We start from the raw sequence: 26,061 nt of genomic DNA, 5'->3' as shown, positions 1-26,061 counted from the left end.
TTACTGGATCACCACCTTGACGATGCCGGTGAGGGCGATCTGAGCGAGGGAGAGGGGGACGAGGAGCGTCCAGGCGAGCTTCTGGAGCTGGTCCTCGCGCAGCCGGGGATAGGTGACGCGCAGCCAGATCACGACGAAGGCGAGGACGGCGGTCTTCAGCAGGGTCCAGACCCAGCCGAGGCCGTCGGCGCCCCAGGGGCCGTGCCAGCCGCCCAGGAAGAGGACGGTGGTCAGGCCGCACAGGACGACGATCCCGGCGTACTCGGCGAGGAGGAACAGGGCGAAGCGGAGACCGGTGTACTCGGTGTACGCGCCGAAGATGATCTCCGAGTCGGCGACCGGCATGTCGAACGGGGGCCGCTGGAGTTCGGCGAGGCCGACGATGAAGAAGACGATCGCGCCGACGATCTGCCAGGGCAGCCACCACCACTCGAAGGCGTTGAGGATGCCGGGGAGCGAGACCGTGCCTGCCGCCATCGCCACCGAGGCGGCGGTGAGCAGCATCGGGAGTTCATAGGCGAGGAGCTGGGCGGCGGTGCGCAGGCCGCCGAGGAGGGAGAACTTGTTGGCGGAGGCCCAGCCGGCCATGAGCGAGCCGAGAACGCCTACGCCCATCACGGCCAGCACGAAGAAGACGCCCGCGTCGATCACCTCGCCGACAGCGCCCTCACCGGGTCCGATCGGGATGGCGAGGAGGACCAGGAGGTACGGGAGGAGCGCCACGGCGGGCGCGAGCTGGAAGATACGGCGGTCCGCGCCCGCCGGGACGATGTCCTCCTTCTGCGCGAACTTCACACCGTCGGCCACGAGTTGGGCCCAGCCGTGGAAGCCACCGGCGTACATCGGACCGAGGCGGCCCTGCATGTGCGCCATGACCTTGTGCTCGGTCTGGCCCACGATCAGAGGGAAGGTGAGGAAGACGACGAAGACGATCAGGAGTCGCAGGGCGACGTCGAGAGCGTCGTTCACTGCGGGCCTCCTGTGGGGGTTTCAGGGTTCTGGTCTGCTGGCGTGGCCTTCTCGGCGGGCTCGACGGTATCTCCGGGCTCGGCGGCAACTTCGGGCGCCGCGGTATCTCCGGGCTCGGCCGCGTCTTCGGGCGCCGCGGTGTCTGCGGCCTCCGCGGTCTCTCCTGGCTCGGCGGTCTCAGCGGAGAGACCCGGCTCGGTCTTCTCCGGCGCTGCGGCGGGCCTGGGGTCTTCGGCCGGGGTCGGCTCGGCGGCCGAGTCGCGGTCCGTGGCCGGGCTTGGGTCCGTGGCCGGGTTCGAGTCCGCGACCGACTCCGTGGCCGGAATCGGAATCGGGTCCGTGGCCGGGCGGCCCGGTTTCGGCGTCGGTCGCTGTTCCGTGGCCGACCGGTCCTCCGTCGCTGCCGGGCTCGGCTCCCCGTGCGGTTTCCGGTCCTCCGGTTTCCGGTCCTCCGGTTTCCGCTCCGGCTCCGTTTCACGCTTCGGTTCCTCGGAAGCCGGGCGTGCGTGGTGCCAGGGGGCGTCCGAGCTGCGGGGTGCTGCGGAGGGCCTGGTGGGCGTGTCCTTGGCCGGCGAGGTCTGGGCGCGCCGCGAGCCCGAGCCGTCAGAAGCGCTACGCGTCCGGCGTGGGCCGGCCGGGGCCGACGGGTCCGCCGGAATCGACGAGTCAGCCGGAGTCACCGGATCATCGGGCCCGTCCGGCGCGGACTGAACAGCTGAGTCACCCGAGGTCACGGGGGCAGGCGGCGTCATGGGACCGAGAGGCGTCGTCGGACCGGCTGAAGCCACTGGACCGACTGGCGTCACCGGACCGTCAGGAGCCGTCGTCCTGTCCGGAGCCGCTGGTCCGCCCTGGACCTTCGTCTCCGTCACCTCCGTCACCTCCGCACTCTCCGTGCGCTGCGGCGCCGAGGCATCACCGGTGCTGCGCGCCCGCTGGTCCGGGCTCTCGTCGGTGCCGGCGCCGGCACCGGTGTCGGTCCTGGCCTGCTGACTGGCCGAACCCTCCACCGCCGAGCGGGCGCGACGCGGACCGGCTTGGGCGCCGGGCGCAGCCGGAGCGTCCGCGGTCGGCGACGTCTCCTCCTGCCCCTCCGCCGAAGACGCCCCCGCCTGACTCGCCGACCCCTCCGACACCGAACGCGCCCGACGTACCGGACGGTCGCCCGCCGCGCGTACCGGACGCTCTCCGGCTGCCCGAGCCGGACGCTCTCCCGCCGCGCGTCCCGCCCCTCGCGCCGGACGGGCGGGAGCCGGTGGGAGTTGGCCCTTCAGGGGGCCCCATTCGTTGGGGTCGGGAACGCCCGGGGGGAGCATCTGGCGGCGCTTGGGGCCGCCGTGCTCGGACTCGCCCGGTTCCTTCGCTCCGGGCCAGGCCTTGGCGACGCGGGCGGCGAGGACGAAGTCCTTGCGGAGGGGGTGTCCCTCGAAGCCCTCCGGGAGCAGGAGGTGGTCCAGCGCCGGGTGGTCCTCGAAGTCGACGCCGAACATCTCGTGCGTCTCGCGTTCGTGCCAGGCCGCGCCCGCGAACACGCCCACCGCGCTCGGCAGGACGGGGGCCTCGTGCGGGACGGTGGTACGGAGCAGAAGACGTCGTACCGGGGACAGGGCCACGACATGGGCCGCGACGCGGAAACCCGTTCCCGGTTCGTCGACCGCGCTCAGCCAGTCGAAATACGTGCAGGTCAGACGAGTTCGGGCTACTTCCAGGGCGGAGAGCCAGGACGCCGGCGGTACGTCGACCGTCAGCACCTCGTACGACTCCTCGGCCGTGGCCTCCGTACCGAACAGGTCCTCGACGGGAGCGGGCAGCCAGCCGACCATGGTCATCGGCCCTCCTCCAAGCCGGTCCCCGAGCCGGTCCCGGAGCCGGACTCAGCCCCCGAACCGTCCGCAGCCGAGCCCGAGCCCGAGCTCAAGTCAGCCGCGCCGGCCGTCGGCGGCTGAACCAGACCGCTCTGTAGCGCGGCCGCCGACGGCCGGGCCACTCCGTACCGCTCCCCCAGCGACTCACGGGCGATCTTCTCCTGGAGCTTGAGGATGCCCTGGAGCAGCGCCTCGGGGCGGGGCGGGCAGCCGGGGACGTACACGTCGACCGGGATGATCTGGTCGACGCCCTTGGTGACGGAGTAGGAGTCCCAGTACGGGCCGCCGCAGTTGCTGCACGCGCCGAAGGAGATCACGTACTTCGGCTCGGGCATCTGCTCGTACAGACGTTTGACGGCTGGGGCCATCTTGTCCGTGACCGTCCCGGAGACCACCATCAGGTCGGCCTGGCGCGGGCCGGGCGCGAAGGGAATCACGCCGAGGCGGATGAAGTCGTGGCGGGCCATCGACGCGGCGATGAACTCGATGGCGCAGCAGGCGAGGCCGAAGTTGAAGACCCAGAGGGAGTAGCGGCGGCCCCAGTTCAGGACCACCTTCATCGGCTCGGGGGCCAGGCGGGCGAGCGCGCCCAGCCGCTTCGGCTCGGGGAGCAGCACGGGCTCCGCGGGAGTCGGGGTCACGTCCATGCCAGGACGCCCTTCTTGTAGGCGTACAGCAGGCCCACGGCCAGGAAGCCCAGGAAGATGAACATCTCCACGAGGGTGGTCGCACCATAGCCGGGCGCGGCGAAGACCGTGGCCCAGGGGAACAGGAAGATCGAGTCGACGGCGAAGATGACGTACAGAAAAGCGTAGACGTAGTAGCGGACCTGGGTGTGGGCCCAGCCCTCGCCGACCGGGTCGACGCCGCACTCGTACGTGAGGAGCTTCTCGGGTGTCGGGACCACCGGCCGCAGCAGGCGTCCGGCCCCGAAGGCGACGGCGACGAACAGCACACCGACGACGGCGAGCAGCCCGACGACCGAGTACGACTGGAAGTAGTCCGCCGCATGGTGCGTCACATCGTGCGTCACGTGGTCCGCCGCATGGTGCGTCACGTGGTCCGCCGCATGGTGCGTCATGTATGCCGCTGCGTGTTCCGTCGTGTGATCCGCCGCGTAGCCCCCCGCGACGACGGTCGACCCGACGGCGGTCGGTTCCGGCACGTCCGTCCCTCGCTCCCTGACCTCGTGGACCTATGGACCTGTGGACCTGTGGACCTGTGGACCTTCTTGGTACCTGGCGAAGGCCACTGTTCGACGATCTGTACGCACGGGAGTCTAGGGCCTGCTAAAGACGAGGTAAGCAGGCCGTCACGGATGGCGGGAAGCCGCAGGGTCCGGTGGTGGGGTTTTCCCCAGTGGATCGCGGCGGTCCGCCTCATGGCGCGGGGAACCGCCGCGCGGCACGCTAACCCATATGACCGAACGTCTTGCGGCCTCGAGCCCCTCCGGTGAAGCGGACAGCGACCGTCTGCCGCCTGCCCGTTTCGCCTTCGACCGACACACCTGGAAGGAGATCGCGCACCTGCTGGCGAACCTTCCGATGGCGTTGATCGGCTTCGTGTACGTCGTGACCGTGCTCTTCACCGGCGCGGGGCTGACCGTCACCGTGATCGGGCTCCCGCTGCTCGCGGCCGGCCTGCTGGGCGCCCGGCAGCTGGGCAGGCTGGAGCGGGCGCGGGCCAGGGCGCTGCTCGGGGTGCGGGTGGACGAGCCGAGCCCGCTGCCGATGGGCCGTCGCAAGAGCGTCGGCGTCTTCAGACTGCTGTGGATGGGGCTGAAGGACCCGGTCGGCTGGCGGACGATGCTGTACGACTTCGTCCGGCTGCCCTGGGGCATCTTCACCTTCACCCTCACCCTGGTCTCGCTGTTCGTGCTGTGGCCGGTGCTGCCGTTCATCGCGCGGGGTCTGACCAATGTCGACCGGGTGATGGTGCGCGGATTGCTGTCGCCCTCCGACGAGCTGGAACGGCGGATCGCCGAACTGGAGTCGGACCGGGGCGTCGTGGTCGACACCGCGGCGGCCGACCTGCGGCGCATCGAGCGGGATCTGCACGACGGGGCACAGGCCCGTCTGGTCAATCTGGCGATGGGACTCGGCATGGCCAAGGAGAAGCTGCTGGACGGCCAGGCCGACGAGAAGGTCGTGGCGGCGATGGTCGAGGAGGCGCACGGCGAGGTGAAGCTCGCGTTGCAGGAGCTGCGGGACCTCGCCCGCGGCATCCATCCGGCCGTACTGACGGACCGGGGACTGGATGCCGCCCTGTCCTCGGTGGCCTCGCGCTGCACGGTGCCGGTGAAGGTGACGGCCGACCTGGACGCAAGACCGGCCGCGGCCATCGAGGGCATCGCCTACTTCACGGTCTCGGAGCTGCTCCAGAACGTCAGCAAGCACAGCGGCGCGCGGTCGGCGTCGGTGGACGTGTGGCGGACGGACGACCGGCTGCTGATCCAGGTGTGGGACGACGGCCGCGGCGGTGCGAGCCTCGACGGCGGCACGGGCATGCGCGGCCTCGCCGACCGCCTGGGCGCGGTGGACGGCCTCTTCGTCATCGACTCGCCCCCGGACGGTCCGACGGTCGTCACGGCGGAACTGCCCTGGCGGGACCGCTCGTAGGCCCGCCGCGGGAGCGGTTGAACGCCGTCACTCAGGTCACCTGACACCCACGACACACCCACGGCACACCCACGGCACATCCGGGTGCTTCGCCACGTCGGTTCCCCGCACGGCGCGCAAGGCGAGAAGCACCGGAACCGCAGGCCCCAGGGGTAGGGAAAACCCCCCTCCCAAGAGGCCGACGGACTCCATGGTCCACGGGACCGCGGCCGAGCAGGGTTGAGGTACGACGGCACAGTCAGGACGAGGAGAAGGACGACACCCATGGCCACGGACTACGGACAGGGATACGGGCACGACGACGGGCTCGGGTGTCTCGATGAGGCACGGCGGCACCGCCTGCCGGCCGGGCTGCGGGCACCGTTCGAGGCCCGCAGCTGGCGCGAGCTGGCGTACGTACTGCTGGGGCTGCCGATCAGCGTCCTGCTGTTCGTGTACACGGTCACGATGGTCGCGCTCGGCGCGGGCCTGCTGGTGACGTTCCTCGGCATTCCCCTGCTGGCGGCGGGGCTGGCCGGCAGCCGCGGCTTCGGGGCACTGGAGCGGGCCCGCGCGCGCGGGCTGCTGGGCCTGGAGGTGGCCGACCCGGAGCCGCCGCGGACGAAGCAGCAGGGCGCGCTGGCCCGGATGGGAGCCGGTCTCAAGAGTGGTGCCTCGTGGCGGAGCGTGCTGTACGCGCTGCTGTACCTGCCGTGGGCGGTGTTCTCCTTCGCGGTCACCGTGAACTTCTTCGTGCTCGGCTGGACACTGATGACGTACCCGGTGTGGTTCTGGCTCTTCCCCCTGTACGGCGGACAGGACGGCATCCAGCTGTACGGCGACGAGGGGCACCACATCTACCTCGACAATCCGTTCGAAATCACCGTGACGGCGCTGGTGGGGCTGCTGTTCACGCTGGCCACGCCGTGGATCGTGCGGGCGCTGACGATGGTGGACCGGCTGCTGGTGCACGGGCTGCTCGGGCCGACGCGGCTGTCGGCGCGGGTGGTGGAGCTGGAGTCGGACCGGGGGGTCGTGGTCGACACGGCGGCGGCGGACCTGCGGCGCATCGAACGGGACCTGCACGACGGGGCGCAGGCACGGCTGGTGGCGCTGGCGATGGATCTGGGGCTGGCGAAGGAGAAGCTGACGGAGGACCCGCAGGCGGCGGCGCGGATGGTGGACGACGCGCACGGCGAGGTGAAGACGGCGTTGCAGGAGCTGCGGGACCTGGCGCGCGGCATCCACCCGGCGGTGCTGACGGACCGGGGCCTGGATGCGGCACTGTCGGCGGTGGCGTCCCGGTGCACGGTGCCGGTGCAGGTGGAGGTGGACCTGCCCGCGCGGCCGGCGCCGGCCATCGAGGGGATCGCGTACTTCACGGTGTCGGAACTGCTGCAGAACATCAGCAAGCACGCGCAGGCCACCTGGGCGGCGGTGGACGTGTGGCGGGTGGACAACCGGCTGATGCTCCAGGTCGTGGACGACGGGGTCGGCGGCGCGGACACCTCCGCCGGATCCGGTCTGGCCGGGCTGGCCGAACGCCTCGACGCGGTCGACGGAATCCTGGTGGTGGACTCGCCGGTCGGGGGCCCCACCCGGATCACCGCGGAGCTTCCCTGGCGGACGGTGTAGATCGGGCAGGGCCGGCATGGGCGCGCGCTGCCGAGGGCGGGTGTCCTGATCCGCCTCGCCTCCGCCCGCTTTCCCCACCCCCATTGCCCCCACCCCCATTGCCCTCACCGCTTCCGCTCCGCGTCTGCGGGCTTATGCCCCTGTGCCCCTGTGCCCCTGCCGCCTCCGTGGCTGGATGTCGCCTTCCTCCCGTCGGTGAAGTCGGACCCCGGTCGAGCAGTTGTCCACAGGTCCCCTGAGGAAGGTCCGATCGCGGGATACTGAGAGGGCCAAGGGATGGGGACGGGGTCGGATGCGGCCCGCATACAGGGGCTCGGGGGCCGAGAATCGTGGAGGACAGGGTGCGGGTGGTCATCGCCGAGGATTCAGTGCTGCTCAGAGAGGGCCTGACTCGGCTGCTGACCGACCGTGGGCACGACGTGGTCGCCGGGGTCGGGGACGGCGAAGCGCTGATCAAGACCATCACCGATCTGGACGCGCAGGGCGAGCTGCCGGACGTCGTGGTCGCCGACGTCCGGATGCCGCCGACGCACACCGACGAGGGTGTCCGGGCCGCGGTGCAGCTGCGCAAGGCACATCCGGGACTCGGGGTGCTGGTGTTGTCGCAGTACGTGGAGGAGCGGTATGCGACCGAACTGCTGGCCGGTTCCAGTCACGGGGTCGGCTATCTGCTCAAGGACCGGGTAGCCGAGGTGCGTGAGTTCGTGGACGCGGTGGTGCGGGTGGCCGGGGGCGGTACGGCCCTGGACCCGGAGGTCGTCGCGCAGCTGCTGGGCCGCTCCCGCAAGCAGGACGTGCTCGCGCGACTCACCCCGAGGGAGCGGGAGGTCCTCGGGCTGATGGCCGAGGGCCGGACGAACTCGGCGATCGCGCGGCAGCTGGTGGTGAGCGACGGGGCCGTCGAGAAGCACGTCAGCAACATCTTCCTGAAGCTCGGACTGTCCCCGAGCGACGGAGACCACCGGCGCGTTCTGGCCGTCCTCACCTACCTGAACTCATGAGCATCTGACACCGTGTCAGTAACTGGGCGACCACTGAGCGGGATGCGGGGGCCGGCCGATACCGAGAACCGAGGAATGAAGAGCAGCGTCTTCCATGACAGCGCCGGGGGGCGAGTAAATCGTGACAAGTCGGGGGGACTGAACCCTCTCAAAAGCGTGTCCATCATGCGAATGACCCAGGGAAGGCGACCCTTACGGTCGTAGGGTTGATCCAGGGATGGTCTGCGGGAAGGCCGCTCCCAGACAGCCGCCTCTAGGAGGTCCAGTTCAGTGACCAGCCAGGTCAGTAGCCCAGCGGAACAGGCCGACGGAACCGTCGTAGGAGAGCAGCGCAAAGCGGCAGGGGCGAAGGACGTCCGCCGCCTGGACCGGGTGATCATCAGGTTCGCGGGTGACTCGGGTGACGGTATGCAGCTCACCGGTGACCGTTTCACCTCGGAGACCGCGTCGTTCGGCAACGATCTGTCGACGCTGCCGAACTTCCCGGCCGAGATCCGGGCCCCCGCCGGCACCCTGCCCGGCGTCTCGTCCTTCCAGCTGCACTTCGCCGATCACGACATCCTCACGCCGGGCGACGCGCCCGACGTCCTGGTGGCGATGAACCCGGCCGCCCTGAAGGCGAACATCGCTGACCTGCCGCGCGGGGCGGAGATCATCGTCAACACCGACGAGTTCACCAAACGGGCGATGCAGAAGGTGGGGTATTCCAGCTCCCCGTTGGAAGACGGTTCCCTCGACGGTTACCACCTCCACCCGGTGCCGCTGACCACCCTGACCGTCGAGGCACTCAAGGAATTCGACCTCACCCGCAAAGAGGCCGAGCGCAGTAAGAACATGTTCGCGCTCGGTCTGCTGTCGTGGATGTACCACCGGCCCACCGAGGGCACGGAGAAGTTCCTGAGCAGGAAGTTCGCCAAGAAGCCCGAGATCGCGGCGGCGAACATCGCCGCCTTCCGGGCGGGCTGGAACTTCGGCGAGACCACCGAGGACTTCGCGGTCTCCTACGAGGTGGCGCCGGCCGCGCAGGCGTTCCCGCCGGGCGTGTACCGGAACATCTCCGGGAACCTGGCCCTGTCCTACGGTCTGGTCGCGGCCTCCCGCCAGGCGGACCTGCCGCTGTTCCTGGGCTCGTACCCGATCACCCCGGCGTCGGACATCCTGCACGAGCTGAGCCGGCACAAGAACTTCGGTGTGCGCACCTTCCAGGCCGAGGACGAGATCGCCGGCATCGGCGCGGCGCTCGGGGCGGCCTTCGGCGGCTCACTGGCGGTGACGACCACCTCCGGTCCGGGTGTGGCGCTCAAGAGCGAGACCATCGGGTTGGCCGTCTCCCTCGAACTGCCGCTGCTGATCGTGGACATCCAGCGCGGTGGTCCGTCCACCGGTCTGCCGACCAAGACCGAGCAGGCGGACCTGCTCCAGGCGATGTACGGCCGCAACGGCGAGGCACCGGTCCCGGTCGTGGCCCCGCGCACCCCGGCCGACTGCTTCGACGCCGCCCTGGAGGCGGCGCGGATCGCGCTGACGTACCGCACGCCGGTGATGCTGCTGTCCGACGGTTACCTGGCCAACGGCTCCGAACCCTGGCGCGTCCCGGAGCCGGACGAGCTGCCGGACCTGCGGGTGCGGTTCGCGCAGGGACCGAACCACATCCTGGGCGACGGCACCGAGGTGTTCTGGCCCTACAAGCGCGACCCGCACACCCTCGCCCGGCCCTGGGCGGTGCCGGGCACGCCGGGCCTGGAGCACCGGATCGGCGGCATCGAGAAGCAGGACGGCTCGGGCAACATCTCCTACGACCCCGCCAACCACGACTTCATGGTCCGCACCCGCCAGGCCAAGATCGACGGCATCGACGTGCCGGACGTGGAGGTCGACGATCCGCACGGCGCGCGGACCCTGGTACTGGGCTGGGGCTCGACGTTCGGACCGATCACAGCGGCGGTACGGCGGCTGCGCACGGCCGGTGAGCCGATCGCGCAGGCCCATCTGCGCCACCTCAATCCGTTCCCGCGCAATCTGGGCGCGGTCCTGAAGCGTTACGACAAGGTGGTGATCCCCGAGATGAACCTCGGGCAGCTCGCCACGCTGGTGCGGGCGAAGTACCTGGTCGACGCCCACTCCTACAACCAGGTCAACGGCATGCCGTTCAAGGCGGAGCAGCTCGCCACGGCTCTCAAGGAGGCCATCGATGGCTGAGACGTCCACGGAAGGCACGGGCACGATCGAGGCCCTGACTCTCGTTCCCAAGGCCGAGGCCCGCCAGTCCATGAAGGACTTCAAGTCCGACCAGGAGGTGCGCTGGTGCCCGGGCTGCGGTGACTACGCGATCCTCGCGGCGGTGCAGGGGTTCATGCCGGAGCTGGGGCTGGCGAAGGAGAACATCGTCTTCGTCTCCGGCATCGGCTGCTCCTCACGCTTCCCGTACTACATGAACACGTACGGCATGCACTCCATCCACGGCCGCGCCCCCGCCATCGCGACGGGACTGGCGGCCTCGCGCCGCGACCTGTCCGTGTGGGTGGTGACCGGTGACGGCGACGCGCTGTCCATCGGCGGCAACCACCTCATCCACGCCCTGCGCCGCAACGTCAACCTCAAGATCCTGCTGTTCAACAACCGGATCTACGGCCTGACCAAGGGCCAGTACTCACCGACCTCCGAGGTCGGCAAGATCACCAAGTCGACACCGATGGGCTCCCTCGACGCGCCCTTCAACCCGGTGTCGCTGGCGATCGGCGCGGAGGCGTCGTTCGTGGCGCGCACGGTCGACTCCGACCGCAAGCACCTGACGGAGGTCCTGCGCCAGGCCGCGGCACACCCCGGCACGGCACTCGTCGAGATCTACCAGAACTGCAACATCTTCAACGACGGCGCCTTCGACGCCCTCAAGGACAAGCAGCAGGCCCGGGAGGCGGTGATCCGGCTGGAGCACGGACAGCCGATCCGCTTCGGCGCGGAGGGCGCGCGCGGGGTCGTACGGGACGCGGCGACCGGTGACCTGAAGGTCGTCACGGTGACACCGCACAACGAGGCGGACATCCTCGTCCACGACGCCCACGCGTCCTCCCCCACCACCGCCTTCGCCCTGTCCCGGCTGGCCGACCCGGACACCTTGCACCACACCCCGATCGGCGTCCTGCGATCCGTCGAGCGCCCGGTCTACGACACCCAGATGGCAGACCAGCTCGACACGGCCATCGAACAGAACGGCAAGGGCGACCTGGCGGCACTGCTGGCCGGCGGGGACACGTGGACGGTGGTGGGCTGAGGGCTGAGCCAGTCCGCCATATGAGGGCCTTACCCGCGGAGTCCAGGCCCTCGGCGCAGGCTGAGCCTCCGGCCCGGCCAGGGAATCGGCGGGTAAGGCGAAGAGGGGGGCGCACGGAGGCGTGGGTCTCACGCATCGTCCGCGTCAATGGAAGGACTGCGACTACTGCGAAAGAAGTAATTCTTTCAACGATGAGCCATGGGTGGGGCGCAAGGGGTGCCGTGTCCTGCTACTTTTTGCGAGTTGATCTTCAGTCGAAGCAAGCCGGACCCTCCGGTTGCAGAGAAGGCACCGGTGTCTCGCGAAATTCCTGATCTCAGCGTAGTCCGCCGCATCGGCGACCCGCCCAAGGTGCGGGGCAGCCAAACCGCCGAAACCTGTCCGGACGTGTTCGAGCTGAGCGACGGCAGCTTCGCGATCATCGGCACCGAGGCCACCGCCGCCTTGGAGCCCTCGCTTCCCCCGGACGCGGCGCGGGCCGACCACGAGCGGATCGTAGTGATCGACCGCGACACCCTCATCCGGGCAAAGCGGGACATTCCAGACGCCTGATGCGAGGGCGGGTGTGGCGCTTCACCCTCAGGGCGTCGGTCCCGTGGACGACGACGGCCCCACGACCCACCACTGGTCCGGGTCGTCCGCCAGCTCCTCCAGCATGACGTCGACGGCCGCACCGACCCGCGCCTCCGTCGAGTCCTCCGGAAGGCTCCGGCGGTGCTCGACCGTGCGGTCCCAGTATTCGGCGAATGCCTCGTTTCTACACAGAACGCGCAAATGTCCGATCAACTCGTCCCAACCGCAGACGCCGACCCGGTAGGCCAACAGCAGGTTGCCGTATTGCCGGTTGGCGAAGATCATCTGACGCCGTCTGCCTTCGGAGAGCCCCGACAGCGTGCTCGCGGCGTCAGCCAGGGACGGGTCGTCGACCATCCGGTCCATCTGATCCACAGTGAGGCGATACTGCTGGATCAGATTCGCCCGGTGGATCTCCTCCGTCATCAGCTTGAGCTGTTGGAGTAACTCCACCAGGATCTCCTCCCCGCGCCGACGACGGGCGCCACGGGCAAAGAACGCCCGCATCAGTCCGAGTCCCGCGAGTGCCGCAGAACCGATACTGCGCGCGACCCGATTCTGTGTGGCCATGTCAAGGCATCCCCTTGGATCCGGTATCCGTGCACCGACGGGTGGCGTCGCGGGTGATGCACGGTGGACGTAGCACTCCGCATCCAGCGTGCCGGGCTGTTCAAGTCGGCGTGGGAGGCGGAGAGGGGGCGCACGGAAGGACGTGTCTCGCATGTCGGCCAACGCCCTGACATATGTGTGCCCCCTGGCGCCGTCCGCATTCCTTCAGCCGGTGTCGGCTGGAAGCGTCATGCCTGGTCAGAGTTGGCCTTTCGGGCGTCATATGCCTCCCGCGCCTCCAGCACCCGCCCCATCCGCTCATCGGTCCACAGCGCCAGGCCCCGCACCTGCTCCGCCGCTTCTCGGCCCAGGTCGGTCAGGGAGTAGTCGACCCTGGGCGGGATGACCGGCTTGGCGTCGCGGTGGACCATGCCGTCGCGTTCCAGGGTCTGGAGGGTCTGGGTGAGCATCTTCTCGCTGACCCGGCCGATGGCCCGGCGCAGTTCGCTGAAGCGGTAGGGGTGGTCGAGGAGCTTGATCAGGACCAGAACACCCCAGCGGGACGTCACGTGTTCCAGGATCAGACGGTGGGGGCACATCGCCTCGCCCGCCGTCCCCGCGTTCACCAGCGGACTGCTCACCTCGTTGCTTACGGCCATGCCTGTACCTTACTTCAAGGTGGGTACTTTCCAGTAGTTAGCGCTCCCCCTATGGTTAGTGGCACCGCACCCCACAAGGAGTTCTGATCATGAGCATCGTCGTCACCGGAGCCACCGGACATCTCGGCCGCCACGTCGTGGAGCAGTTGCTGGAGAAGGTGCCGGCCGACCAGATCACCGCGGTCGTCCGCAACGCGGAGAAGGCCGCCGACTTCGCGGCACGCGGCGTCCGGATCGCCCTGGCCGACTACAACGCTCCCGCCTCCTTCGACGGCCTGTTCGCGGCCGGCGACAAGGTGCTGCTCGTCTCGGGCAACGAGTTCGACAAGGGCCGCGTCCAGCAGCACAAGGTGGTCATCGACGCCGCCGCCGCGGCCGGTGTGGCGCTGCTCGCGTACACCAGCGCGCCGAGCAGCCTGACCGCCGCGCTCGCCGACGACCACCGCGGCACCGAGGAGGCGCTCGTCGCCTCCGGTGTGCCGTACGCGCTGCTGCGCAACGGCTGGTACCACGAGAACTACACCGAGAACCTCGCCCCTGTGCTGGAGCACGGCGCGGTCGTCGCCGCCGCCGGCGAGGGCCGGGTCTCCTCCGCCGCGCGCGCGGACTACGCGGCCGCCGCGGTCGCCGTACTGACCGGCGAGGGGCACGAGAACAAGACGTACGAGCTGGGCGGCGACGAGGCGTGGAGCTTCGCCGAGTACGCGGCCGAGCTGAGCCGGCAGACCGGCAGGGAGATCGCCTACTCGGCCGTCTCCCCGGACGCCCTCGTCGGGATCCTGACCGGCGCCGGACTGCCCGAGCCGTTCGCCGCGATCCTCGCCGGCGTGGACGCCTCGATCGAGAAGGGCGAGCTGGTCGTCTCCACCGGTGACCTGTCCCGTCTGGCCGGGCGCCCGACCACCCCGTTCTCCGAGGCGATCACGGCGGCGCTCAAGAGCTGACCCTCCCCGACGGGCCCGCACCCTCCACCCTCACCTGTCATGACCGTATGCCGATACGGGCATGACAGGTGAGGGTGCTCGGCGTTACCTTCTTGCAGGCGAGCAGTACGCGAGAGGGAGGGCCCGTGGCCGGGACGTCGAAGAGCGAGCAGCGCATAGGTCTGCTGAACGGCTTCGCGGCGTACGGGATGTGGGGGCTCGTGCCCCTGTTCTGGCCGCTGCTCAAGCCCGCCGGGGCGGCGGAGATCCTCGCCCACCGGATGGTCTGGTCGCTGGCCTTCGTCGCCGTCGCGCTGGTGGTCGTACGGCGCTGGGCGTGGGCCGGTGAGCTGCTGCGGCAGCCGCGCAAGCTGGGGCTGATCACCGTCGCCGCGGCCGTGATCACCGTCAACTGGGGCGTCTACATCTGGGCCGTGAACTCCGGTCACGTGGTCGAAGCCTCACTCGGGTACTTCATCAACCCCCTCGTCACCATCGCGATGGGCGTCCTGCTCCTGAAGGAACGGCTGCGGCCCGTGCAGTGGGCGGCGGTCGGGATCGGCTTCGCCGCCGTCCTGGTGCTCACCATCGGGTACGGGCAGCCGCCGTGGATCTCGCTCACCCTCGCCTTCTCCTTCGCCACGTACGGCCTGGTCAAGAAGAAGGTCAACCTCGGCGGCGTCGAGTCGCTGGCCGCCGAGACCGCGATCCAGTTCCTGCCCGCGCTCGGCTATCTGCTGTGGCTCGGCACGAGCGGCGAGGCCACCTTCGCCGCCGAGGGCGCGGGACACGCGGCCCTGCTCGCCGCGACCGGTGTGGTCACCGCGCTCCCTCTCGTCTGCTTCGGCGCCGCCGCGATCCGGGTGCCGCTGTCCACGCTGGGACTGCTGCAATACCTGGCGCCGGTCTTCCAGTTCCTGCTCGGCGTCCTCTACTTCCGCGAGGCCATGCCACCCGAGCGCTGGGCCGGCTTCGCACTGGTCTGGCTGGCGCTGACGCTGCTGACCTGGGACGCCCTGCGTACCGCCCGCCGCTCCGCCCGCACGCTCAGGGCCGAGACCAGCAGGTCCAGCACCATCATGGCGACGGGCACGGTGAGCGCCGTTCCGAACGCCGACAGCGTGGCCTCCGGATCGGCGCCGGTCCCGGAGCCACAGGATCCCGAGCCGCTGGACTCACCGGCCGCCAGGCCGTAGACGGCGGTCACCGCCGGGATCCCGATCGCCGAGCCGAGCCGCGTGGCGGTGTTGAGCAGCCCGCCCGCCAGGCCCTGCTCGGTGTCGGTGCCCCCCGTCGGTCGCGGCGATCGTCAGCGGACCGTACGCCGGAGCGAAGGCCGTGCCCGCCAGGGACAGCGTCGGCAGCATCGCCGGGTGCGGCCAGTCCGGGCCGACCGGCAGGAACAGCCCGTACGCGACGACCGCCAGGGCGAATCCGCCGACGATCACCCGGACATGGCCGAGCCGGGTCATCAGCTTCGCGGTGAGCGTGGGCCCGGCACCGCGTCACAACCCATGATCACCAGGGCGAGCGCCGTCCGGAGCGAGGACCAGCCGCGCAGTTCCTGCGCATACAGGGTCACGACGAACTGGAGCCGAAGCAGGCCCCGCCGAAGAGCAGCGCGCCCAGGTCGGCCGGTACGACCGGTCTTGCGCAGGATGCGCAGCCGGACCGGAGGGGCGGCGGACCACCGCTCGACGGTGACGAAGACGACCATCAGCGGCAGCGCCGCGAGCGCCGACGCCGTCGTCAACCGCCAACCGCCAACCGCCCAGGCCGTGTTCCAGTCGTTCGACCGTGCAGGCGGCCAGCAGCATGCACCGGCGGCGGCCGGCGCGCCGGGCAGGTCGAAGCCCCGGCGGCCGAGGGGCGGGGTCTCCTGCCGCGGTACCAGCCGTACGGCCGCCAGGAGCAGCGCGCCCGCCAGCAGCACCGGCGCGAAGCACACCCAGCGCCGGCCGAGCGGCATTCCCGCGGCGCGGTCGGCGTACGACGCACGGGCTGCGGGGGACGGCGAGGAGGCTGGGGCTGCGGCAAGGGCAGGGGCTGCGGCTGCGGCCGCGGCAGGGACCGGTTCGGGAGTCGTGCCGGCAAGGGCAGAGGCGCCGACCCGACGGCCGACGCAACGGCGGGCGTCGCAGCGGGTACGGGCGCCGGTACGGGCGCCGGTGCGGGAGTTCGGCGCGGGGGCCAGGGCTGCTCGGTGGCTGCCAGACTTTGGTCACGGTGAGTTGGAGCGGCCGGCCGCGTCCGTCCCGGCGATTCCGTTGCACGCTCCGTCACGCAACCGCTAGAAGTGGTCGCATGACTGAGACCGTGGCCGAGACCACATCCACCCCGCCCACGCCCACGCCCGTGCACTGGAAGCTCGTCATCGACGCAGGGGATCCGCACGCCCAGGCCGACTTCTGGGCCGCCGCCCTCGGTTACCGGGTCGAGGACAACAGCGCGCTCATCGAGAAGCTGCTGGGCGTCGGGGCGGTACCGGCCGAGCTGACCGTCGAGTCGCACGGCCGCCGCGCCTGGCGGGACCTGATCGCCGTACGGCATCCCGAGGACCCGTACGAGCAGGAGAGCGGCATGGGACGGGGGCGGCGGCTGCTGTTCCAGCGTGTGCCGGAGGCGAAGACGGTCAAGAACCGGCTCCACCTGGACCTGCATCCGGGTGAGGGGCGGCGCGCGGCCGAGGTGGAACGGCTGGCGGGGCTCGGGGCGCGGGTGCTGCGGGAGGTGCGGGAGCCCGGGGGCGAGTGGGTGGTGATGGCGGATCCGGAGGGGAACGAGTTCTGCGTGCAGTGAGCGATTCCGCTATGCGAACAGCAGTGACCGGATTGCGCTCTTGACGGAGCGTCAGCCCCGGCTTCACCATCGGGCACCCATTCCCTCAGGAAATCGGAGCCCCCCACATGAAGCTCTCGGTTCCCGGACGCGCCGCGGCCACCGCCGTCGTCGCCGTCTCGCTCCTGGCCGGTGGATCCATGACCGGTGGATCCATAGCGGGCGCGGCCCCCGCGGCCGCACCCCGGGCCGCCGCCGCGCCCGACATATCCGTGGCGGCCGTCAAGGCGCACCTCACGCAGTTGCAGTCCATCGCCACGGCCAACGGCGGCAACCGGGCGCACGGGCGCGCCGGTTACCGGGCCTCGCTCGACTACGTGAAGGCCAAGCTGGACGCCGCCGGCTTCATCACGACGATCCAGCAGTTCACCGCCTCCGGCCGCGTCGGCTACAACCTGATCGCCGACTGGCCGGGCGGGGACACCGACCAGGTCGTGATGGCCGGCTCGCATCTCGACAGCGTCAGCTCCGGCGCCGGCATCAACGACAACGGGTCCGGGTCGGCGGCGGTCCTGGAGACGGCGCTCGCGGTGTCCCGCGCCGGCCTCCAGCCCGCCAAGCACCTGCGGTTCGCCTGGTGGGGTGCGGAGGAGCTGGGGCTGGTGGGCTCCCGCTACTACGTCAACAGCCTCTCCACCGCGAACCGTTCGCGGATCAGCGGCTACCTCAACTTCGACATGATCGGCTCGCCGAACCCCGGTTACTTCGTCTACGACGACGACCCGGCCATCGAGAAGACGTTCAAGGCGTACTTCACCGGGCTCGGCGTGCCGACGGAGATCGAGACCGAGGGCGACGGCCGCTCCGACCACGCGCCCTTCAAGAACGCGGGCGTGCCGGTCGGCGGGCTGTTCACCGGCGCGAGCAACACCAAGTCGGCGGCGCAGGCGGCCAAGTGGGGCGGTACGGCGGGGCTGGCGTTCGACCGCTGCTACCACTCGTCGTGCGACACCACGGCCAACATCAACGACACCGCGCTGAACCGCAACAGCGACGCGGTCGCGTACGCGGTGTGGGAGTTGTCGGCGTAAGGGTCAGTCCGAGGCCCGGGCGCGGTCGGCGAGCCGGCCCATGCGGACGCGGGCCTTCTCCAACTGCTCGATGTCGTCGACGGCGGGGCCGTCCTCGGCCGTCAGCTCGGTCCACCGGGCGATCAGGGCCTGGCCCAGGTCCAGCCCCTGGTGCGGGTCCCGCACGGCACGCCAGGCGGTGACGGCGCTCTGGAGGCTGGCGTAGGCCGCGTCCGCGTCCCGGGTGCGGTGATGGACGCCGGCCAGGTCCAGGGAGAGGTGGAAGGAGCGGACCGGATCGTCGGCCAAGTAGGCGACGTACGCGGTCAGTTCGCGCAGCCGGAGCACCTCGGGGTGCTCCGGCCCGAGCGACTGCGAGGCCTGTGCCACGGTCCGCTCGGCCAGCTCCGACGCGGTGTCCGTCCGCCCCGCGTTCACCGCCTCGGTGATCCGCGCGACCGGCTCCGCGAGCAGGGCGGGCGTGGTGTCGTCACCGGGGGCGGTGAGGTGGCCGTCCCCGAGCACCGCCTCGGCGACCGCGTCGAACCCCCGGGGCGGGGCGGGCTTGGGAGCGGGGTCCAGGTCGTCGTCGGGGGCGGGCCCGAGGAAGGGCGACATGCGGGAGGGGGTGGTACGTGCGGGAGGGGAGGGGGGCGCCGGGGCGGGCGCCTGCATCGGGCCACGGTCCGGTGCCGACGCGGAGAGGGGCGCGGTCCGCGTGTCCATCACCGGCGGCGGACCGAACACCCCCGTCGGTGCGGCGACCGTACCGGGGGCCGGGGACGAAGACGAGGCCGGGGCAGGGGTCGAGGCCGGGGCCTGGGCATGTGCCTGGGCCGGACGCGGCTCCGGGAGTGCCCGTGGCGTGGACGTCGGCGCGGCCTCGGCGCCGGACGACGCCTCGTCCGGCAGGGCCCGCACCGAGAACGTGGACTCCGCGTCCCGCGCGGGTTCCGGCACCTCCCGCAGCACATGCGTGGACTGGTCGTACCGCGCCCACTGCGGCCGTACCGCACGGGAGGCGGCGGGAACACCGGGCGCGGCGGGCGTCCCGAACGGCGCAGCCGGGCCGGCCGGTCCGGGCCCCTCTGGCCGGCCGGACACCTGAGGACCACCGGTCGGCGCGAGCCGGGCCGGCTCCTCGGGCTCGTGCGACGCGGCCGCGTCCGGCCACACGGGGGGCGGCCCCGGCGCGGGCACCGGTACGGGCCCTCCCGCCCTCTCGGCCGCACTCCCCGGCACGCCTCCCGGAACACCGGTCGTCCCCGCCCCTGTCCCCGTCCGCATCCCCGCCCCCGTCGATCCCCGCATCCCCAGCGCCCCTGATCCCCTCGGTTCACCGGGGATTCCCGGCACTTCTGATCCCCTTGCCGCACCCGGCACCGGCGCCTCCGGCCCGGTAGGCCCGCCCGGCCCGCCCGGCGTCCCGGGCACCCCCCGCTCCCCCGCCGGAGCCACCCGCGTCGGCTCGGCCGCGTAGTCGCTGGAGCCGTCCGGGTTGACCCGGAGGGGGACGACGTACCCGATGCGGTCGTCATGGACGGTGGCCAGGACCGTGTGGCCGCCGGCGGCGGCGATCCGGTGGAGGTGGTTCAGGACGGCGTGCTGGATCTCCTGGCCGGACGCGGGGACGACCCGTACCCCACCGACCGACGCGCCGCCCGCACCCGGGCCGGACGCGGGGACGTGGACGTCGATCGGCGCCGCCTCGGGGGCGGCCGGGCGCTGGTGGTCCCGCTTCTTGTCGCGGCTGAGTCGAGCCATCGGTTCCCTCACTCGGATGCGTCGGGGAGTCGCCGGACAACGCGTGCGGGCTCCATGGTGTTCCGTCCCGCCGTCGGGTCCCGTCCCCAGCGGCGCGATCCGGTCGTACACGTGTCGTACACGTACTGTCGAGTCTCTCCGCTCGCCGGCGGTTCTCACGTCACCGTGACGTCACAGGCTCGTTCCAGGAGATCACACCTCGTCAGGAGCCCGTCCGGATGCCGTGCGCCCCGGCCGGGCAGGAGAGGGTCGACCAGGAAGGGGCACGCGGATGGGGGCCGGTATGCGGACAGCGGGACCACTCGGACCGGAGATCTGGATTCGCGGGCCCGTGCCCGTACCGGAGGTGGCCTCGCCCGAGCCCGCCCGTGCCTCCGCCGTGCCTTGGCGCTGCTCCTTCGTCGGTACCCACGGCGGCGCCGGCACGTCCACCCTGGCCGCCGTCTACGGAGGCCAGGACTGCGGGCGCGACTGGCCGGGACCCGCCGGCCCGCGGTCCGTGCTGCTCGTCGCCCGTACGCACGCGGCCGGGCTGCGCTCCGCCCTGCACGCGCTGGAGGCGTTCCGGCACGGCGAGGCCCCGCCCGGTCTCGTCGTCGACGCGGTCGTCCTGGTCGCGGACGCGCCCGGACGGCTGCCGCGTCCGCTCGCCCAACGGGTCAAGGAGATCGAGTCGGTGATCGACGTGTACCGCGTGCCCTGGGTGCCCGCCTGGCGCCTGGGGGACCTGAGCGGCTCCCGGCCCCGGGAGAGCGAGGCGTTGGCCCGGCTCACCGCCACCCGCGCGTGACCCGGCTCCCGATGTCCGGCTTCGGCTCCCTCTCCTCCCTCTCCTCCCTCTCCTCCCTCTCCGCCGAGCGGATCGCCGCCGCCGTGCGGTCGGGCGCCCTGCCCGCGGTCGACGTGGTCGCCGTGGCACTGGAGCGGATCCGGCGGGCCGAGCCGGACCTGTGCGCGTTCGCCGAGGTGTGGGAGGAGGCCGCGCTGCGGCGGGCGCGTGCCGTGGACGCGCGGGTCGCCGCGGGGGAGCCGCTGCCGCTGGCGGGGGTGCCGATCGGGGTGAAGGGACGGCACGGGCTGCGCGGCGCGGGCCCGCTGCTCGCGGCCGGGTGTGTGCCGGTGGGGGCCACGTCCGTTCCGGGGCCCGGAACTCCCTGGCAGACCTGGGGGCTCGGCGCGCACGGCCGTACCGTCAATCCCTGGCGGGCCGACCGTACGCCCGGCGGTTCCTCGGCCGGGTCCGCGGCGGCGGTCGCGGCGGGACTGGTGCCGCTGGCGACCGGGAGCGACGGGGCGGGGTCGGTGCGGATCCCGGCGGCGTGGTGCGGTGTGCTCGGACTGAAGGTCACCAACGGGCGGCTGTGGACCTCCGACCGTACGGGGCTCACGGCGCCCGGTGTCCTGACCCGGTACGCGTCGGACGCGGCAGCGTGGTGGCGGGTGACGAGCGGGGCTTCGGAGGGCGCGGGGGACTCGGAAGGGGCGGGGGACTCGGGGGGCGCGGGTCGCTCGGAGGGCGCGGGTCACTCACAAGGCGCGGATCACTTGGAGGGCGCGGGTCGCTCGAAAGGCGCGAGTCGCTCGGAGGACACGGGCAACCTCCCGGCCCACCGCCCGCTCCCCGTCCCTGGCCGGCTCCCGACCCTCGGCCCGCTCTCAGCCCCCGGCCCGCTCTCAACCCCCGACCCGCTCCCGGCCCCCGGCCCGCTCTCAGCCCCCGGCCCGCCCTCAGCCCCCGGCCCGCCCTCTGCTCCGACCGCTGTCTGGTCCCCCGACCTCGGCTTCGCCGACTGCGATCCGGACCTCGTGGCGATCGCCCACGCGGCGGCCCTACGGCTCGCGGACACCGGTGCTGTACGCCTGGTGGAGCCCCGCGCCCGCCTCCGCCTCCACGACCCGGCCACCGCCTGGCTCGCCCTGCGGACCCCCGCGGCCGGCCTCGCCAGGGCCGACCTCGCCGCCGCCGGCCGCCTCCGCGCGGAGAACGACCGGCGCCTGGACGCCCTCTTCGCCGAGGCGGACGTGCTGCTGACCCCGGCGACCCCGATCCCGCCGCACGGCCACGACGGTCCGGGTGACCGCTACTCCACGGCCCTGACCTGGGCGTTCAACCTGAGCGGACATCCGGCGGCCAGTGTCCCGGCGGGACTCGGGTCCGATGGCTGCCCGGTCGGGCTCCAGCTGGTGGCACCGCACGGACGGGAGGACCTGCTGCTGCGGACCGTGGACGGCATCGTCGCCCGTTGCGCCTATTGATTGCACGCGCATATACTGCGCGTGCATGTTGTAAGTGCTTCGCGCCGGTAGGCCCACACGCCGTGTACCCGTACGCCCGTGTACCCGTACGCCCGTACAGGCTTCCCGCCCGTCCATGAGCCGCGTGCGCCGCATCAGCCGCACGTATCAGCCGCACGCCGATCACTGGGGGATCCCATGACCCGCCGCTTCCTGTTCGTCCTCGGCAGCGCCCGCCGGGAGGGCAACACCGAACTGCTGGCCCGCAGGGCTGCCGAGCAGTTGCCGGCGGACGTCGAGCAACAGTGGATCGACCTCGCCGACCATCCCCTGCCCGACTTCGAGGACCTGCGGCACGACAGCGACCACACCCGTCCCACGGAGGGCGAGGTGGCGCTGCTGCTCGACGCCACGCTCGCGGCGACGGACATCGTGATCGCGTCCCCGCTGTACTGGTACTCCGTCTCCGCCCAGACCAAGCGCTACCTGGACCACTGGTCGGGCTGGCTGCGCACGCCCGGCCTGGACTTCAAGGACACGCTGGCGGGGCGCACCCTCTGGGGCGTCACCGCGCTCGCGCACGAGGAGGCCGAGGTCGCCGACCCGCTGGTCGGCACGCTCAACCACTCGGCCGCCTACCTGGGGATGCGCTTCGGCGGAGTCCTGCTCGGCAACGGCAGCAAGCCCGGTGACATCCTGAACGACACCGAGGCGCTGACCCGCGCCAAGACCTTCTTCGCCCAGGAGGCACCGCTCGCGCGCTTCCCGTACGAGGCCCGGTGAACGCGGGTGGGGACCGCCGTGCCCCGCACCCGGTGAACGCGGTTCAGGAGGCGATGTCCTTCGCCGTGAAGCGTGCCCAGGCCGCCGAGCCGAACACGACCGCGTACAGGGCCTGGAGGCCCAGGTTCTTCACCAGGTCGTCCCAGTAGACGGGGTCGCGCATGAGGTCGGCGAAGGACAGCCAGTAGTGGGAGAAGAAGTACGGCTGGAGCGCGTGCAGCTGGGGGATCTGGTCGAGGATCTGGACGGTGATCAGCAGCCCCACCGTGGTCGCCATCGCCGCGATGCCGCTGCTGGTCAGGGTGGAGACGAACAGGCCAAGAGCCGCCACGCCGATCAGTGACACGGCGACGACCAGGGCGATCAGCAGGGCCCGGCCCAGTCCTTCGGCGAAGCTGATCCGGGTGCCGGAGATCGTCGTCAGGTCGCCCAGCGGGAAGAGCAGCGCCCCGACGGTGAGCGCCGACACCGCGACCACGAGCGTGGCGACCAGGCAGAACGCCATCACCGTCGCGTACTTGGTGAGCAGGAGGCGGCTGCGGCCGGCCGGGGCCACCAGGAGGTAGCGGAGGGTTCCCGCGCTCGCCTCACCGGCGATGGCGTCGCCCGCGATGACGCCGATCGCCATCGGCAGGAAGAACGGCAGCGTCGCGGCGAGCGCGGTGAAGACCAGGAACAGGCCGTTGTTGGTGATCTGCGAGATGAACGCCGGGCCTTGGCCGCCCCCGCCGCCGGCCGACGAGCCGTCACCGGTCTCGATCCTCACCGCGATCCCGACCAGGACCGGCACGGCCGCCAGCACCCCGAGCAGCGCGAGTGTGCGCCAGCGGCGGAAGGTGGTGAGCAGTTCGCTGCGGAACAGACCGAAGGTCCACAACGGGCTGGGCGCGCGGGTCCGTTCAGCCGGCGACATCGAAGCCCTCCCCCGTCAGCGCCACGAACGCGTCCTCCAAGGAAGCCCGTTCGAGGCCGAAGCCGCGGACGCGGACGCCCGCTGTCACCAGCGCCGCGTTCACCTCGGCGAGATCGCGCTCCGGTGGCTCTGCGGTCACCCGGCCGTCCGTGACCGTCACGTCCGCGGCCCCCTGCTCCTTCAGCACCCGCGCCGCCTCTCCCGCGTCCGGGGTCGTCACGACCAGCCGGCCGCGCGTGCCCGCCGCGAGGTCCGCCACCGGCCCCTGGATGATGAGGCGGCCCTGTGCCATCACGGCCGCGTGCGTGCAGACCTGCTCGATCTCGTCGAGGAGGTGGGAGGAGAGGAAGACGGTCGTACCGTCGGAGGACAGGTCCCGGATCAGGGAGCGGATCTCGCGCATGCCCTGCGGGTCGAGGCCGTTGGTCGGTTCGTCCAGGACCAGCAGCTCGCGCGGCTGGAGCAGGGCTGCGGCGAGACCGAGACGCTGCTTCATGCCCAGCGAGTACGCCTTCGCCTTCTTGCCCGCGGCGGCCGAGAGCCCCACCCGGTCCAGTGCCGCCGCGACCCGGGTGGCCCGGGTGCGCGGGTCGGCGGTCGGGTCGGCGGCGTCGTACCGGGTCAGGTTCTGGCGGCCGGAGAGGAAACCGTAGAGAGCCGGTCCCTCGATGAGGGCGCCGACGCGCGGCAGCACGGCGCGCGCGGAGCGCGGCATGGGCCGGCCCAGGACGTGGGCCGACCCTGAGGTGGGCTCGATGAGGCCCATCAGCATGCGGATGGTGGTGGTCTTGCCGGAGCCGTTCGGACCGAGGAAGCCGAAGACGCTGCCCGCCGGGACGGTCAGGTCGAGACCGTCCACGGCGAGCTGTCCGCCGCGGTAGCGCTTGGTGAGCGCGCGGGTGCGGATGACACCGCCATCCGCCTCCCGCACGTCCGACCGCGCACCCGGCCGCGGGTCCGGCGCGGACTCCGCGTCCGTGACGGGCGGTTCGCCCATCGGCTTCCTCGATTCGTCGCACCCTTACGGTTCGCCGCACCCTACGGTTCGTCGTACTCCCGCGGCTCGTCGTGACCGTACGGTCCTACTTGGCCGCGTTCGCCGCCTTCACCAGGGCGTCCTTGTCGACCGCGCCGACGTACACCTTGCCGTCGTCCGTCATCAGGGCGTTGACCAGGCGGGTCGAGAAGACCGTGCCCGAGCCGAAGTCGCCGCTCACCTTGTCGCCGAGCGAGTCGAGGAAGCCGCCGAGGTCGCCGCCGGTCTCGGCGCCGGAGGGCATGCCCTCGCCGCCGGTGTCGAAGGTGGCGACGGAGTTCCAGCCCTCGCCGATGACCTCGAGACCGTCGAGCCCCTTGTCCGGGTCCTTCGTGTCGAGGCCCTTCTTGCTGAATCCCTTGTCGGACTTCGACAAGCCCGCGCCGTCGGGCCGGCGGTGCTCGCCCTGCTCGACGGTGTCGCCCTCGGTGACCTTCGCGCCCTTGGGCGGGGTGAAGTCGAAGGTGGAGGCGGCCGGCCGGGCGAAGCTGACCTGGGTGAAGCCCGCGTCCACGACGGCCGCGCCGCCGCTCGCCGGGGTCAGCGTGAACTTCAGCGGCAGCCCGGTCCTCGAGTCCACGGCCACGGTGATCTGGCCGACCGTGGTTCCGGAGTCCTTGGGCTTGATGACGAGACGGTAGGCGTCGCGGCCCGCGACCTGCGCGGTGCCGTCGACGGTCACGGAGGTGGTGTCGTCGACCGCCTTCAGGGCCTCCTCTGCGAAGTCCTTGGGCGTGGCCGGGACGTCCTGCTCCTTGTCCGCCTTCGCGCTCTCGGAGGCGGTCGCGTGGTAGACCTCGTTCGACTTGCTGTCGTAGCCCCAGACGTCCTTGCCGTCGTGGATCAGGCTGTACTCGGATCCGCTCTCCAGCAGCGACAGCTTCTGCCTGTCGGGGCCGTCGGCGGCGACACGCAGGGTGTGCGTGCCGGTCACCAGCTCGGTGAGCTTCGCGGACGGGTCCGCGGAGGAACCGCCGTCGCCGCCCGACTCCATGGCGCCCGAGGCCAGGCTGTTCTCCAGCCCGCCGAGGTCGGGCAGTCCGAGATCCGTGCTGATCTTCACCGTCCCGGACAGCTGCTGTACGTCCGACGCGGCTATCTTCTCGATGAGTTCCTGGGCGCTGATCTTCGGCAGGTCGGGGTCGCCGGAGTCGGCGAGCGCCGGGACGAGCCCGATGGTCGCCGCCGCCATTCCCACCACCGCGACCGGGACGACGTACCGCGCGGCCCTGCGCCGGCGTGTGTACCGGTCCTCGGCTTCCGCGGCAGTCGTGCTGTCGTCGGATTCGTACGGTGCCATGTGTGCCTTACCTCCGTCGTCGGCGGCGGCTGTCCAACTCCCCCTGCGTCCACCCCGTAGCCGCCATTCTCACCCGAATCGGTGAGGAGTGGTGTTTTCCGTGATGTCCATCTGACCAAATCCGCCGGGAAGATTCGTCA

Annotated in this window: 25 protein-coding genes; 13 read left to right on the top strand and 12 right to left on the bottom strand. The window is 71.4% G+C overall.

Going from position 1 to position 26,061, the window contains the following annotated elements; genetic code table 11:
* Genes QQS16_RS24470 through QQS16_RS24455 form a run of 4 tightly spaced genes read right to left on the bottom strand, consistent with a single transcriptional unit; the run spans position 1 to position 3,915 of the window.
* Positions 1-969, bottom strand: coding sequence for a complex I subunit 1/NuoH family protein (locus QQS16_RS24470; RefSeq protein ID WP_286064010.1), 969 nt, complete (start codon positions 967-969; stop codon positions 1-3).
* On the bottom strand, positions 966-2,798 hold the full coding sequence (locus tag QQS16_RS24465; protein WP_286064009.1) for an NADH-quinone oxidoreductase subunit C: 1,833 nt from the start codon (positions 2,796-2,798) through the stop codon (positions 966-968). The genes QQS16_RS24470 and QQS16_RS24465 overlap by 4 nt, the downstream gene beginning before the upstream one ends.
* Positions 2,795-3,481, bottom strand: coding sequence for an NADH-quinone oxidoreductase subunit B (locus QQS16_RS24460; RefSeq protein ID WP_286064008.1), 687 nt, complete (start codon positions 3,479-3,481; stop codon positions 2,795-2,797). Before QQS16_RS24460 ends, QQS16_RS24465 begins: the two co-directional genes overlap by 4 nt.
* Positions 3,472-3,915, bottom strand: coding sequence for an NADH-quinone oxidoreductase subunit A (locus QQS16_RS24455; RefSeq protein WP_286064007.1), 444 nt, complete (start codon positions 3,913-3,915; stop codon positions 3,472-3,474). The genes QQS16_RS24460 and QQS16_RS24455 overlap by 10 nt, the downstream gene beginning before the upstream one ends.
* 337 nt (positions 3,916-4,252) lie before the next feature.
* Here QQS16_RS24455 and QQS16_RS24450 point away from each other — a divergent pair, with 337 nt between their 5' ends.
* From QQS16_RS24450 to QQS16_RS24425, 6 genes are all read left to right on the top strand, one after another.
* Complete coding sequence (locus tag QQS16_RS24450; protein WP_286064006.1) at positions 4,253-5,452, top strand: sensor histidine kinase; 1,200 nt, start codon at positions 4,253-4,255, stop codon at positions 5,450-5,452.
* Between the two features lie 264 nt (positions 5,453-5,716).
* On the top strand, positions 5,717-7,066 hold the full coding sequence (locus tag QQS16_RS24445; RefSeq protein WP_286064005.1) for a sensor histidine kinase: 1,350 nt from the start codon (positions 5,717-5,719) through the stop codon (positions 7,064-7,066).
* 341 nt (positions 7,067-7,407) lie between these two features.
* Complete coding sequence (locus QQS16_RS24440) at positions 7,408-8,067, top strand: response regulator transcription factor (protein WP_286066439.1); 660 nt, start codon at positions 7,408-7,410, stop codon at positions 8,065-8,067.
* Positions 8,068-8,337: 270 nt separating this feature from the next.
* Positions 8,338-10,266, top strand: a complete 1,929-nt coding sequence (locus tag QQS16_RS24435; protein ID WP_286064004.1) for a 2-oxoacid:acceptor oxidoreductase subunit alpha — start codon at positions 8,338-8,340, stop codon at positions 10,264-10,266.
* Positions 10,259-11,338 (top strand): 2-oxoacid:ferredoxin oxidoreductase subunit beta, encoded by a 1,080-nt coding sequence (locus QQS16_RS24430; RefSeq protein ID WP_286064003.1) that lies wholly within the window; start codon positions 10,259-10,261, stop codon positions 11,336-11,338. Before QQS16_RS24435 ends, QQS16_RS24430 begins: the two co-directional genes overlap by 8 nt.
* Before the next feature lie 294 nt (positions 11,339-11,632).
* Positions 11,633-11,890: a hypothetical protein gene (locus tag QQS16_RS24425; RefSeq protein WP_286064002.1), complete on the top strand. Its 258-nt coding sequence runs from the start codon at positions 11,633-11,635 to the stop codon at positions 11,888-11,890.
* A 27-nt stretch (positions 11,891-11,917) separates the two neighbouring features.
* On the opposite strand, the gene QQS16_RS24420 is transcribed toward QQS16_RS24425, so the two are convergent.
* Both QQS16_RS24420 and QQS16_RS24415 read right to left on the bottom strand, forming a co-directional pair.
* Positions 11,918-12,481 carry a DUF6082 family protein gene (locus QQS16_RS24420; protein ID WP_286064001.1) on the bottom strand — a complete coding sequence of 188 codons (564 nt, stop codon included), beginning with the start codon at positions 12,479-12,481 and terminating at the stop codon, positions 11,918-11,920.
* 227 nt (positions 12,482-12,708) lie between these two features.
* On the bottom strand, positions 12,709-13,119 hold the full coding sequence (locus QQS16_RS24415) for a winged helix-turn-helix transcriptional regulator (protein ID WP_286064000.1): 411 nt from the start codon (positions 13,117-13,119) through the stop codon (positions 12,709-12,711).
* 89 nt (positions 13,120-13,208) lie between these two features.
* Between QQS16_RS24415 and QQS16_RS24410 the strand changes: the two genes are divergently transcribed.
* Both QQS16_RS24410 and rarD read left to right on the top strand, forming a co-directional pair.
* Complete coding sequence (locus tag QQS16_RS24410; protein ID WP_286063999.1) at positions 13,209-14,063, top strand: SDR family oxidoreductase; 855 nt, start codon at positions 13,209-13,211, stop codon at positions 14,061-14,063.
* A gap of 125 nt (positions 14,064-14,188) precedes the next feature.
* Positions 14,189-15,238 (top strand): EamA family transporter RarD, encoded by a 1,050-nt coding sequence (gene rarD / locus QQS16_RS24405; RefSeq protein WP_286063998.1) that lies wholly within the window; start codon positions 14,189-14,191, stop codon positions 15,236-15,238.
* On the opposite strand, the gene QQS16_RS24400 is transcribed toward rarD, so the two are convergent.
* Positions 15,218-15,514, bottom strand: coding sequence for a hypothetical protein (locus tag QQS16_RS24400; RefSeq protein ID WP_286063997.1), 297 nt, complete (start codon positions 15,512-15,514; stop codon positions 15,218-15,220). The genes rarD and QQS16_RS24400 overlap by 21 nt on opposite strands.
* The gene (locus QQS16_RS24395; protein WP_286063996.1) at positions 15,514-16,011 is read right to left on the bottom strand and encodes a hypothetical protein; all 498 of its coding nucleotides are present in this window, start codon (positions 16,009-16,011) and stop codon (positions 15,514-15,516) included. Before QQS16_RS24395 ends, QQS16_RS24400 begins: the two co-directional genes overlap by 1 nt.
* Before the next feature lie 335 nt (positions 16,012-16,346).
* Here QQS16_RS24395 and QQS16_RS24390 point away from each other — a divergent pair, with 335 nt between their 5' ends.
* Positions 16,347-16,841, top strand: coding sequence for a VOC family protein (locus QQS16_RS24390; protein WP_286063995.1), 495 nt, complete (start codon positions 16,347-16,349; stop codon positions 16,839-16,841).
* 107 nt (positions 16,842-16,948) lie between these two features.
* Complete coding sequence (locus tag QQS16_RS24385) at positions 16,949-17,911, top strand: M28 family metallopeptidase (RefSeq protein ID WP_286063994.1); 963 nt, start codon at positions 16,949-16,951, stop codon at positions 17,909-17,911.
* 3 nt (positions 17,912-17,914) lie between these two features.
* On the opposite strand, the gene QQS16_RS24380 is transcribed toward QQS16_RS24385, so the two are convergent.
* Positions 17,915-19,654, bottom strand: a complete 1,740-nt coding sequence (locus tag QQS16_RS24380; protein ID WP_286063993.1) for a tetratricopeptide repeat protein — start codon at positions 19,652-19,654, stop codon at positions 17,915-17,917.
* 283 nt (positions 19,655-19,937) lie between these two features.
* On the opposite strand from QQS16_RS24380, the gene QQS16_RS24375 reads away from it, so the two are divergent.
* The 3 genes from QQS16_RS24375 (at position 19,938) to QQS16_RS24365 (ending at position 22,672) form a co-directional block, all read left to right on the top strand.
* Complete coding sequence (locus QQS16_RS24375; RefSeq protein ID WP_286063992.1) at positions 19,938-20,444, top strand: DUF6668 family protein; 507 nt, start codon at positions 19,938-19,940, stop codon at positions 20,442-20,444.
* 11 nt (positions 20,445-20,455) lie between these two features.
* Positions 20,456-21,910, top strand: coding sequence for an amidase family protein (locus tag QQS16_RS24370; protein WP_286066438.1), 1,455 nt, complete (start codon positions 20,456-20,458; stop codon positions 21,908-21,910).
* 177 nt (positions 21,911-22,087) lie between these two features.
* A complete protein-coding gene (locus QQS16_RS24365; protein WP_286063991.1) occupies positions 22,088-22,672 on the top strand; it encodes a flavodoxin family protein in 585 nt (194 codons plus the stop codon).
* Positions 22,673-22,715: 43 nt separating this feature from the next.
* On the opposite strand, the gene QQS16_RS24360 is transcribed toward QQS16_RS24365, so the two are convergent.
* The 3 genes from QQS16_RS24360 to QQS16_RS24350 all read right to left on the bottom strand — a co-directional run bounded on the left by QQS16_RS24360 (position 22,716) and on the right by QQS16_RS24350 (position 25,921).
* On the bottom strand, positions 22,716-23,585 hold the full coding sequence (locus QQS16_RS24360) for an ABC transporter permease (protein ID WP_286063990.1): 870 nt from the start codon (positions 23,583-23,585) through the stop codon (positions 22,716-22,718).
* Positions 23,572-24,582: an ABC transporter ATP-binding protein gene (locus QQS16_RS24355; RefSeq protein ID WP_286063989.1), complete on the bottom strand. Its 1,011-nt coding sequence runs from the start codon at positions 24,580-24,582 to the stop codon at positions 23,572-23,574. Before QQS16_RS24355 ends, QQS16_RS24360 begins: the two co-directional genes overlap by 14 nt.
* Before the next feature lie 85 nt (positions 24,583-24,667).
* The gene (locus QQS16_RS24350) at positions 24,668-25,921 is read right to left on the bottom strand and encodes a LolA family protein (RefSeq protein WP_286063988.1); all 1,254 of its coding nucleotides are present in this window, start codon (positions 25,919-25,921) and stop codon (positions 24,668-24,670) included.
* Positions 25,922-26,061: the final 140 nt, after the last annotated feature.

The sequence above is a fragment of the Streptomyces sp. ALI-76-A genome (assembly GCF_030287445.1).
Lineage (GTDB): Bacteria > Actinomycetota > Actinomycetes > Streptomycetales > Streptomycetaceae > Streptomyces.
Note: the sequence above shows the minus strand (reverse complement) of the source record. Positions and strands in the feature narration are given on the sequence as shown.

What these genes read in the sequence shown, in the direction of transcription:
- QQS16_RS24465 (WP_286064009.1), bottom strand. Translation starts at nt 2,798, where the DNA reads ATGACCATGGTCGGCTGGCTGCCCGCTCCCGTCGAGGACCTGTTCGGT.
- QQS16_RS24460 (WP_286064008.1), bottom strand. Translation starts at nt 3,481, where the DNA reads ATGGACGTGACCCCGACTCCCGCGGAGCCCGTGCTGCTCCCCGAGCCG.
- QQS16_RS24455 (WP_286064007.1), bottom strand. Translation starts at nt 3,915, where the DNA reads ATGACGCACCATGCGGCGGACCACGTGACGCACCATGCGGCGGACCAC.
- QQS16_RS24450 (WP_286064006.1), top strand. Translation starts at nt 4,253, where the DNA reads ATGACCGAACGTCTTGCGGCCTCGAGCCCCTCCGGTGAAGCGGACAGC.
- QQS16_RS24445 (WP_286064005.1), top strand. Translation starts at nt 5,717, where the DNA reads ATGGCCACGGACTACGGACAGGGATACGGGCACGACGACGGGCTCGGG.
- QQS16_RS24430 (WP_286064003.1), top strand. Translation starts at nt 10,259, where the DNA reads ATGGCTGAGACGTCCACGGAAGGCACGGGCACGATCGAGGCCCTGACT.
- QQS16_RS24420 (WP_286064001.1), bottom strand. Translation starts at nt 12,481, where the DNA reads ATGGCCACACAGAATCGGGTCGCGCGCAGTATCGGTTCTGCGGCACTC.
- QQS16_RS24415 (WP_286064000.1), bottom strand. Translation starts at nt 13,119, where the DNA reads ATGGCCGTAAGCAACGAGGTGAGCAGTCCGCTGGTGAACGCGGGGACG.
- QQS16_RS24410 (WP_286063999.1), top strand. Translation starts at nt 13,209, where the DNA reads ATGAGCATCGTCGTCACCGGAGCCACCGGACATCTCGGCCGCCACGTC.
- QQS16_RS24400 (WP_286063997.1), bottom strand. Translation starts at nt 15,514, where the DNA reads ATGACCCGGCTCGGCCATGTCCGGGTGATCGTCGGCGGATTCGCCCTG.
- QQS16_RS24395 (WP_286063996.1), bottom strand. Translation starts at nt 16,011, where the DNA reads ATGCCGCTCGGCCGGCGCTGGGTGTGCTTCGCGCCGGTGCTGCTGGCG.
- QQS16_RS24390 (WP_286063995.1), top strand. Translation starts at nt 16,347, where the DNA reads ATGACTGAGACCGTGGCCGAGACCACATCCACCCCGCCCACGCCCACG.
- QQS16_RS24385 (WP_286063994.1), top strand. Translation starts at nt 16,949, where the DNA reads ATGAAGCTCTCGGTTCCCGGACGCGCCGCGGCCACCGCCGTCGTCGCC.
- QQS16_RS24380 (WP_286063993.1), bottom strand. Translation starts at nt 19,654, where the DNA reads ATGGCTCGACTCAGCCGCGACAAGAAGCGGGACCACCAGCGCCCGGCC.
- QQS16_RS24375 (WP_286063992.1), top strand. Translation starts at nt 19,938, where the DNA reads ATGCGGACAGCGGGACCACTCGGACCGGAGATCTGGATTCGCGGGCCC.
- QQS16_RS24370 (WP_286066438.1), top strand. Translation starts at nt 20,456, where the DNA reads ATGTCCGGCTTCGGCTCCCTCTCCTCCCTCTCCTCCCTCTCCTCCCTC.
- QQS16_RS24365 (WP_286063991.1), top strand. Translation starts at nt 22,088, where the DNA reads ATGACCCGCCGCTTCCTGTTCGTCCTCGGCAGCGCCCGCCGGGAGGGC.
- QQS16_RS24360 (WP_286063990.1), bottom strand. Translation starts at nt 23,585, where the DNA reads ATGTCGCCGGCTGAACGGACCCGCGCGCCCAGCCCGTTGTGGACCTTC.
- QQS16_RS24355 (WP_286063989.1), bottom strand. Translation starts at nt 24,582, where the DNA reads ATGGGCGAACCGCCCGTCACGGACGCGGAGTCCGCGCCGGACCCGCGG.
- QQS16_RS24350 (WP_286063988.1), bottom strand. Translation starts at nt 25,921, where the DNA reads ATGGCACCGTACGAATCCGACGACAGCACGACTGCCGCGGAAGCCGAG.